This is a genomic window from Streptomyces sp. NPDC050674 (assembly GCF_040654575.1).
Classification (GTDB): Bacteria; Actinomycetota; Actinomycetes; order Streptomycetales; family Streptomycetaceae; genus Streptomyces.
In genome coordinates this window covers 1-9173 of record NZ_JBFAIG010000040.1, presented here as the reverse complement: position 1 = coordinate 9173, position 9173 = coordinate 1, and the positions used below count along the sequence as shown (strand labels likewise).

Below are 9173 nucleotides of genomic sequence, written 5' to 3'. Positions count from 1 at the left end.
GTCTGCGACTGCCGGCGTGCTCATGCCGAGTGCAGCCGCAGCACAGCAGCCGTGCACGGAGTGAAGAGGCCTGCGCGGTCCGCATCCGCCTACAGCGGCACTCCCATCGAGCACTTCAAACGCGCTCGCCGACTCCTGATCGACAACGACAACCTGCTCGGTCCGGGACGCGCCATCGCCACTGTGCGCGAGCACATCGAGGACATCAAGCTCTTGCGCCGCGACGCCAAGGGCACCGACCGCCAGGCCTTGATGGAGTTGCAGACCCAGTACGCGGAATTCGCCTCATGGCTGTACCAAGACCTTGGGGACTTCAACAGCGCAGAGTTTTGGCTGGACCGCGCCTTCCAGTGGAGCCACACCGTCGGTGATGCAGACCTGACCTCCTACGTGATGGCTCGCAAAGCCCAGCTCGCTGGCGAGAAGCGCGACCTGGTCGACGTTGTCGACCTCGCCGAGGCCGCACAACGAATGGCCCGACCGCGCAGCCGTCTCGCCGCAGTGGCCCGCACTTACGAGTCCTACGGCCACGCCCTTCGAGGCTCTGACTCCGACAGCGAGCGCGCCATCGAGGACGTTCGCAACAGTCTCGACCGCGTCTCAAGCGACACCACCCCCTGGGGCGTGTGGCTGAACGAGCAGTATGTCGACGTTCACCGTGCGCAAGGCTTGGAGGTGCTGGGCAAGCACGCCGAGGCCGCGGAAATCTTCACCAACGCCATCGAGGCTCTCCCCGAGGGGTACCACCGAGACCGAGGCGTGTACCTGGCGCGTGCGGCGATCGCTCACGCTGGCGCCGATGCTCCCGAGCAGGCCGCTGCTGTCGGTCTCCAGGCCCTGACGGTCGCGAACGACACCGGATCAGGTCGGATCATGCGCGAGCTCGTCCGTCTCGATAAGGCGCTGATCCCGTGGCAGCGCCAGCCCGAGGTGGCTGACTTCCGCGAGAACTTCAACCTCGTCCTTGCCCACGAAGCCTGAAGAAACGGATACACACACCCATGACTGCGCGTCCCTACGTCATTCTCTCCGCCGCCATGTCGGTCGACGGGTACCTCGACGACACGAGCCCGGACCGGCTGCGGCTGTCCAATGTGGATGATTTCGACCGCGTCGACCAGGTCCGCGCAGAGTCTGACGCCATTCTGATTGGCGCGAACACCATGCGACTGGACAACCCCCGCTTGCTGGTCAATTCCGAGGAGCGGCGCTCGAAGCGCGTGGCCGACGGCAAGCCGGCCTATCCGCTGAAGGTCACCGTCACAGCAAGCGGCGACCTGTCCGCCGATCTGAAGTTCTGGCACTTCGGGGGCGAGAAGCTGGTCATAACGGTGGACAGCGCCGTGGAGAAGGTGCGTGCCACCCTGGGCGGCCTAGCCGATGTCGTGAGCGTCGGGCCCGTGCTGGAGTGGGGCCTGGTCCTCGATGAGCTCGGGCGCCGCGGTGTCGAGCGGCTCATGGTTGAGGGCGGCGGGACCATTCACACACAGCTCATGGCGCAGAACCTTGCCGATGAGGTTCACCTCGCCATCGCCCCTCTGCTCGTCGGTCAACCGGAAGCAGCTCGCTTCCTGGGCCCTGCCGACTTCCCGGGCGGATCCACAGCGCGGATGCGGGTGCTCGAAGTCCGTCCCATCGGCGATGTTGTGCTGATCCGGTACGCACCCAAGGAACGCTCGTGAAGTTGACCGAAGAGGTATAGACCCTCTTGTCCGAGGGGGAGGGGACCATGCGAATCCGGTCCCCGTAATGCAGAGAGGCCCCGTCGCCACAACGGAGCCTCTCTCAAGTCCGACTCACACGCCTGCAAGCACCTGAGTCGTGTCCGGTGAGGTGACCTCGCCGGGGTGATGCCCGTGGGCCCTTGGGCCCGCGCAGTCACCTATACCCAGAGTATGCGCATCAGATTGCGCAACGCCACTACTCCGGGTTTTTCGCTAGGTCACAGCACTGTTCGCGACTCCCCTACCTGGGGAGATGACTCCTTGTACAGCCAGCAACACATGTCCGGCAGGAGCAGCCCCGTAGACGAGTCGGGGCGCCTGACGGCGGCGCAAGCACCGGTTAGCGGCGTTTCGGTCCCCCGGCACATGGGTGTCGGCAGTGACCTTGTCCATTCCCTCGACTACGTCGTGCTGCTGCAAGTCATGTTCAACCTCGCCTCGCGTGTGGAGTCCACGCCGCTCAGCGTCTGGAGACAGCTCCAGGAGCGCGGCATTCGGTCCGCCAAGAACGCGCGGGAGCTGGTCGGCAAGAACGCTGTGTACGAGTCGTTCGGGCGGCTGCTGGAGGCCGGCTACGTGCGCCGGACGCAGCTGCCGCACCCGACCAAGCCCGGCCGCAAGGGACCGGTCGTCTACGAGGTCTACGACAACCCGGCCTGGAACCCGGATTGGGCGCCGAAGCCCGCGGAGACGACAGATCACGAGCAGGTAAAACCGCAGGTCGCGACGCTTCCCGGAACGCCGGAACCGGTGTCCCGGAAAGCAGGTAAAACCGCAGGTCAGAACGCTTCCCGGAACGCCGGAAGCGGTAACGACGGTTCCGGCGTTCCGGGAAGCGGTATGCGGCGCGTTCCCGCAGGTCAGAACGCTTCCCGGGTTCCGGGAAGCGGAATGGCTTCCCCCCCACACCCCCCGGAGGAGGAGGATTCCTCCTCCCCTACCCCTCCCACGCGTCCCACCGGGTCGCTCCCGTCACAGCGGGAGGAGGGGCCGGAGTTCTCCCCGGAGGAGACCGCGGCGGCTGTGGACTTCTTGCAGCAGATGCAGCGGTGGCAGGCGGGCGCGGCCACCGCGCGCAGCTGCGCGCCGAAACTGCTGCGCACGATGCGCGAGCAGGGCTGGCCGTCCCTGGTGGGTGCCGATGCCGGGTACCTCGCCCTGCTCGAAGCCGAGGTGCTCAAGAACACGGGCGGCGCGGCGTCCTGGACCAAGTGCCTGCCCGGGTGGGTGCGGGACCTGCGCCGCTACGCGCTGGTGGCCCCGCAGACGGCGCCCGCACCGGCCAGCAGCGCGCGGCCGACTGCGGCGCGCAGCGTCATCGAGGCCTGCCTGGCGTGCGATGAGCAGGGCTGGCTCCTGGACGACGACGACAGCTGCCCGCTTCGCCGGTGCACGCACCCCGGCATCACCCGTAGCGAAGTGGAGGTGGCCAAGTGAGCACGCAGACGCTGGACCAGGAGCAGCAGGGGCAGGTCGTTTCCGTGGACGCGGAGCGGCGCGCACTGGGCGCCTGCCTGCTGGCCACCCCGGCCTATGACCCGGTGGCCGACGTGGCCCGCGCGGTGCGCGAGGGCGACTGGTACGAGCCCGCGCACCAGCTGGTGTGGTCGGCGGTGCAGCGGCTGCACGGGCACGGCCGACCGACGGGCGTGCCCGCGGTGGAGGCCGAGCTGCGCAGCACCGGCAACCTCGAGCGCGCGGGCGGCCCGGCCGGGCTGGCCCAGATCGCCAGCACCGCCTGCTCTCCGGCCGAGGCCGGCCACTACGCCAACCTCGTGCACGGCTACGCCCAGGTGCGCCGCTACCAGGAGGCGCTGGTGCGCGGCATGCAGGGCGCCCGCATGGCAGACCCGCTGTCGGTGCCGGACACGATCGCCGCCCACCAGGCGGAGCTGGAGCACCTCGCCGCCGACGACCAGGGGGACGACGACGCCTTCGGCCGGTTCGGTGACCACCTGGACGCGCACCTGGACAGCCTGGCCGTGTCGGTCCCGCCGTCTGCCGTCACCGGGTTCACCGACCTGGACGATCTGATGAAGCTGATGCCCGGCCAGATGATCCTGGTGGCTGCGCGTCCGGCCATGGGCAAGTCGGCGTTCGCGCTCGGCGTGGCCACCGCCAACGCCCGCAAGGGCGGTCCCACGCTGGTGCACAGCCTGGAGATGGGCCGCGCGGAGGTCAGCAACCGGATCCTGTCGGCCCGGGCCCGGGTGGCGTTCCACCACATCCGCGACGGCGTCGACAGCCTGACCCAGGACGACTGGGACCGCCTCGACCGGCACACCCCGGAACTCCGGGACCTGCCTCTGTGGATGGACTACAGCGCCCGCGTCAGCCCGGCCCGGATCCGCTCCCGGATCAAGACCATCGTCCGCGAGACCGGCCGCGCGCCGCTGGTGGTCGTGGACTACCTCGGGCTCATGCAGACCGACCAGCGCGACAGCCGGCAGTCACCTTACGAGCGCGTCAGCGAGATCAGCCGCGAACTCAAAATCCTCGCCTCCGACACCGGCGCCGTGATCATCGCCCTGGCGCAGCTGAACCGTGGGCCCGAGCAGCGGCAGGACAAGCGGCCCGCCGTGAGCGACCTGCGCGACTCCGGCGCCCTGGAGCAGGACGCCGACGCGATCATCCTGCTGCACCGCGAGGACTACTACGAGCCCGAGTCCGAGCGCGCGGGGGAGACCGACCTCATCGTGGCCAAGCACCGCAACGGGCCGACGGCGACCGTGACCGTGGCCCACCAGTTCCACTACAGCCGCCTGCGCGACATGTCCAGTGCGGAAGAACCCGCCCGCTAACCGCCCTGGACGCCGCTGTGCGGCGCGATCACGGCCCGGCCGGGCTTCTTCCCCCGGCCCGGCCGTGATCGCCCCACAGCGGCCCACACAGCCGATCTTGAAAGGAGTACACCGATGGGCATCGTCGGAGACGGCCTCGACCGCGCGGACCGCGAGGCGTTCACCCGCCCCATCCCCAAGTCGGCCGGGGCGCAGATGCGCTACCTGGTCAAGCAGCTCAAGGGCACCCGCGCCGCCGCCGAACTGCTCGGCGTCTCACAGCGCACCGTCGAGCGCTACGTCAAAGACCAGATCCGCCGGCCCCGCGCCGACCTGGCCCAGCGCATGGCCGACGCGGTACGGGCCCGCTGGCAGCCACAGGTGCGAAAGCGCCGACAGAAGCACGCCGCCACCACAGGCGGGATCACCGTGGAGACCCGCGCCCGGTTCGGATACACCGCACCCATCGGCACGACCGATGACGGACGCTTCCGGCGCCTCACCGTGCACCTTCCCCCGGCCTACGCGCAACGACTGTTCGACGCCCGCGACACCGGAGCCAGCGACCAGCAAATGCGGGGGATCATCGCCGACGGATTCAAAGAGATCTATTTCCAGGACGGTGGCGCCCGCGCTGCCGACCTGTCCGATGTGGCAATCAACGACATCGACTACATCGACCTCGATTACTGAGCATTTTCAGCGTTGCCTCTCCAGGGTGAGGATGTGTGGCTGAGCGCTTCAGTTGGCGAGTGAGTGCGAGTGGAGCGCCGGTGTCGACGGCTTGAGTGAGCTGGGCCGGGGCGGTGGGGCGGGTTGAAGCTCAACCACCAGAGCGGCCAGCTCCTCGTACGCACTCGCTTGAGCGGGGTGTCGGGAGGGATCTGCCATGACCGCATCCACGGCGATCCGGCGCGCGTACCGTGAGGTGACGACCCGCCGGGAGGACCAGATGAGCGCGCAGCCCGACCACGCACCCGTCACGCCGTACGCCCCCGCGCCCGGGGCGCCGGCCGAACTCCTCGCCCAGCTGCGCGCCGACCGGCGCGCCGACACCTGGGTGCCGGCCTTCGAGCGGGAGTGGGCGGCCGCGCTCGAGGAGTCGCGGCGCACGTTCTCCCTCGCGCCGCTGTATGAGGTCGTCCAGGAGTGGCAGGGCCGTCTCGCCTCCGCCCCGGCCGTCGACGCGTTCGTCGCCTCCGGCTACGACGACAGCGAGTTCATCGACATGGCGGAGCTCCGCGGGCGGCGCCGGTGACCGATCAGCAGCCGTACGCGGTCCGCTTTTCTGCCCCGGCTGCGAAGGTCCTCGCCACCCTGCCCGAGCACGTCGAAGACATGGTGTGGGACGTCCTGGACGCCGCCGCCGGAGACCCGTGGGGCTTCGACCAGTGGAACGCTGGCGATCCCGAGGGCGAGGACGTCCGACACGCCTCCGTCGGCCAGCTCTCCCTCACCTACTGGGTGAACTGTCCGCTGCGCCGCCTGTCCGTCCTCACCATCACCTGGCTTGGATAGCCACCGGTGACAACGCCCTGACCCGGCACCGCAACTACCGCAGTTAGGGCGTCTCGCAGGCGTTGCTCCAAGCTCGAGGAATCGCTTGCGGTCGTCCTCTGTCTGGTGCAGTCGGCGCCTGGCGAGCAGCACATGCCAGGCAGTGGTCTGGTGCTTCCGCAGGCCCTGGTCCGGCCTACCGATGGGGAGGATGCTAGAGACATGGGCGAGCACGACCACGACCAGCGACGTCGCCGAAGGCTGCGGCAGGGATCAGACCAGTCTGCGGTCCAAGAGCCGGGTCAACAGGGCAGTGCCCACGGTCAGCTATGGGTCTGGGCGTGGAGAGCACGCGCCATGGGCGAGGACCCGTCGGTGACGAAGGAGCGGATCTGCGTCAGGTAGGCGTCGCGGTCGATACGGCCGTCACCGTCCTCGTCCAGCGCGTCGAAGGCCGCACGGGCGTTGTCGGCGGGGTTGCCCAGGGCGTGGCGCAGCCGGGTGAACTCTGCCCGGTCAAGGTGACCGTCGCTGTCGGCGTCAGCCAGGTCGAACAGCGATCCCAGAGCCGGCCTGCACACTTCGTCGAAGGCCTCCCCGCCCGCCCACGCCTCGTACTCCGCGAAGGTCACCCGGCCGTCTTGGTTCGCGTCCATGGACGCGAACACCCGATCGTGCGCAGTGCGCGCCAAGGACAGGAGCGGGTCGTCGCCGGCCCGGCCCAGTGCCTCCGCTGCGCGTTCGGGCCGGGCAAGGTACTCCTGGCGGGAGATGACCCCGTCGCCGTCAGCGTCCAGCATCGAGAAGATGTGCCGCTTAGCCGTGATGGTGTCCACTCGGACCCTCATTCCTGCGTGAAGCCGAAGAGCAGCGGGCGCCGCCCCCACCCCGGAAACGATCACCTCGGCACCGGGTCACCACCGCTGCGCAGAAAGGCGAGGAACCCGAAGGAGTGCCTGTCCCAACGCTCCCTGATCGCCGTCTCCGGCCGCACGGACGACGTCGCGCAGCTTGATCACCCGCCGACTCACCGCACTCGCCTACAGCGACCTCCAGGCCCTCGATGAGCCGACCGTGCGCGCCGTGGTCAGCCGGCCGCCTGTGACGTCCGCACCGCGCCCCCTGCCGCCCGCCGACGGATCCCGCGCTCACCGAGCCGCGCCGCGTCGTCGACGACCTCGCCGCCCACACCCACCAGCTCGGGAAGCTAATGCTCGAAGTCGCCTACCTGTCCGACGAGGGCAACTGTCAGGCGGTACAGACGTCTGGGTTTCCCAAGCGAGGACGACCTCGTCCGCGCCGGCAGCCGCGGCGATGCTCCCGAGTTGCGGATTCCGGGTGAGTGCGTCCTCGCCGACCTGGAGCGGACGTACCCAGATCATCCCGACCAACTCGCCTCGCACCACGGCATGGCGGTAACGCGGCGCCGGACCGCCCGTGGTGCGCGTCTTGCACGTCTGCCCGGTGAGCGGGGTGGAAGAGTGGGTTCCGACGACCGGCCAGCCGTGTCGCCGGCGGGGCGGCCGATTCTCCTCGACTCTTTGAACCGGACAGGACCTCGCCGTTGCGCCTCTACGCCCAGACTCCCGCACGCCGGAACCGCCAGGTACTCGTGGACCTGACCGCCGTGGCCCTGCTCGCTACCACGGTGTGGGGGGCCCTTTTCGTCCGGGACACGATCATGCTGTTGGCCGAGCCGGGGCAGAAGGTTGAGAGCTCCGGACAGGGCCTCGCCGAGGACCTCGGTAACGCCGGGGACGCGGCATCGAACGTACCGTTCGTTGGCGATGTCCTGAAGAAGCCGCTCCAATCCGCGGCCGACGCCAGTACCGGTTTCGCGGATGCCGGCGCATCGTTTCAGGAGACCGTCACTCAAGTCGCCGATGTGGCCATCACGGCTCTTGTTGTCGTCTTGGTGCTCCTGATCCTGGTGCTGTGGCTGCCCCTGCGTCTGTTCTGGATGCGTCGCAGCATGATCGTCCGTCGCCTCGCTGACGCGCCGGGCGGTGCCGACCTGCTCGCCCTGCGTGCTCTCACCGGTCCGCCGGCCGTCCTCGTCAAGTTGCCGACCCCGCCCGGCGGTTTCGCCGACGCCTGGCGCCGGGGTGACCAGGAGGCCATCATCACCCTCAGCGCGGCCGCCCTCGCACACACGGGCCTGCTTCCCTGACGGACACCTCCGCGCAGGTCCTCGGTGGGCAAGCGCCGGGCGGAGCCGACGGGCCGAGACAAAGCGTTATCGCTGCGGCGGACGATATCGAGGACGCCTCCGAGGTGCTGGGTAGTCCAGTCAGTGAGGCGGCCGGTGTAACCGCCGTCGGCCCAGACCCGCGAAAGCGGAGCGACCAGGTTCCACTCACTGTTCTCCAGCGTCAGATGATCAGCCGCCTACTTGCCGCACCGGCCCACAGCGGACTCCAGACCCTCATGAGCCCACGGTGCGCGCGGTGGTCCGCCAGACCGTCCGCACCGCCCCGTCGGATCCTGCGGGGCTGCACAGGCGGCGGTGATGTGTCCGACACCGACGCGGCCGACACCGGACGCCGGTGCGCGAGGAGACCGGCGCCCCTCAATCACGGACTTGCGGCGTGGGTGCAGCGCAGCATTTGCATGAGCCTGCGGAGCACGCTGCACTGGCCGGAGAACGACACCCGGTGGTGCAGCGGTGGCGCCGGTTTCTTCTGCTTCTCCAGAACGATCCGGCGTACCTGGCGCTACCGGCATGCTGCTGTGTTCTCCCTGGGAACAATGACGGTGCCCTCCTAGTCGGGGGCCCGCTGTGTGGTGCCAAGGGTGGGCGGCGGTTCAACCTAGAAGCCGGAGGGCCAGCTGGGAGTCAGGAGCCGGGGAGCCTTCGCCCCGTCTGGGTCGGGGTCTAAGTCGGTGCAGCCGCGGGCTTGTCGGCACTCGCCGGGCAGACAACGGAGCAGGGGCAGGCGGTGAAGTGCTTTGACGAACAGTCGCGTGAGCAACCCGCCGTCGGAGAATCAGTACCTGGCCTCGTCACCGGTGAACTGCGACCGTGAGGTGCTGGCAGGGCCCGGTCCCCACACCGTGCCTGGTCGTCCCTGCAGAAGTCTCTTGCTGGTACGGGTAGGTACTTGAGTGCGGGTCACCACCTCAAGCGGTGGGTGGCACTGCAGTCGTAAGACTGCTCGTTGACTACCACTCC

General features: G+C 68.9%; 9 protein-coding genes. 8 read left to right on the top strand and 1 reads right to left on the bottom strand.

Annotation, left to right across the window (positions count from 1 at the left end; translation table 11 throughout):
• From AB0I06_RS34050 to AB0I06_RS34020, 7 genes are all read left to right on the top strand, one after another.
• On the top strand, window positions 1-981 hold a 981-nt coding region (locus AB0I06_RS34050), incomplete at its 5' end, for a DNA-binding protein (protein WP_363122736.1).
• A 20-nt stretch (window positions 982-1001) separates the two neighbouring features.
• Entirely contained in the window at window positions 1002-1682 is a 681-nt protein-coding gene (locus AB0I06_RS34045; protein ID WP_363122735.1) for a dihydrofolate reductase family protein, read from the top strand.
• A 303-nt stretch (window positions 1683-1985) separates the two neighbouring features.
• Window positions 1986-3161: a hypothetical protein gene (locus AB0I06_RS34040; protein ID WP_363122734.1), complete on the top strand. Its 1176-nt coding sequence runs from the start codon at window positions 1986-1988 to the stop codon at window positions 3159-3161.
• Complete coding sequence (locus AB0I06_RS34035; protein WP_363122733.1) at window positions 3158-4525, top strand: replicative DNA helicase; 1368 nt, start codon at window positions 3158-3160, stop codon at window positions 4523-4525. The genes AB0I06_RS34040 and AB0I06_RS34035 overlap by 4 nt, the downstream gene beginning before the upstream one ends.
• 114 nt (window positions 4526-4639) lie before the next feature.
• A complete protein-coding gene (locus AB0I06_RS34030) occupies window positions 4640-5197 on the top strand; it encodes a helix-turn-helix transcriptional regulator (RefSeq protein ID WP_363122732.1) in 558 nt (185 codons plus the stop codon).
• Between the two features lie 259 nt (window positions 5198-5456).
• The gene (locus AB0I06_RS34025) at window positions 5457-5762 is read left to right on the top strand and encodes a DUF6247 family protein (RefSeq protein ID WP_031045436.1); all 306 of its coding nucleotides are present in this window, start codon (window positions 5457-5459) and stop codon (window positions 5760-5762) included.
• Complete coding sequence (locus tag AB0I06_RS34020) at window positions 5759-6022, top strand: hypothetical protein (protein WP_363122731.1); 264 nt, start codon at window positions 5759-5761, stop codon at window positions 6020-6022. The genes AB0I06_RS34025 and AB0I06_RS34020 overlap by 4 nt, the downstream gene beginning before the upstream one ends.
• Before the next feature lie 302 nt (window positions 6023-6324).
• On the opposite strand, the gene AB0I06_RS34015 is transcribed toward AB0I06_RS34020, so the two are convergent.
• Complete coding sequence (locus tag AB0I06_RS34015) at window positions 6325-6837, bottom strand: EF-hand domain-containing protein (protein ID WP_363122730.1); 513 nt, start codon at window positions 6835-6837, stop codon at window positions 6325-6327.
• Between the two features lie 776 nt (window positions 6838-7613).
• Here AB0I06_RS34015 and AB0I06_RS34010 point away from each other — a divergent pair.
• Window positions 7614-8171, top strand: coding sequence for a hypothetical protein (locus AB0I06_RS34010; RefSeq protein ID WP_363122729.1), 558 nt, complete (start codon window positions 7614-7616; stop codon window positions 8169-8171).
• The last annotated feature ends 1002 nt before the right edge of the window (window positions 8172-9173 follow it).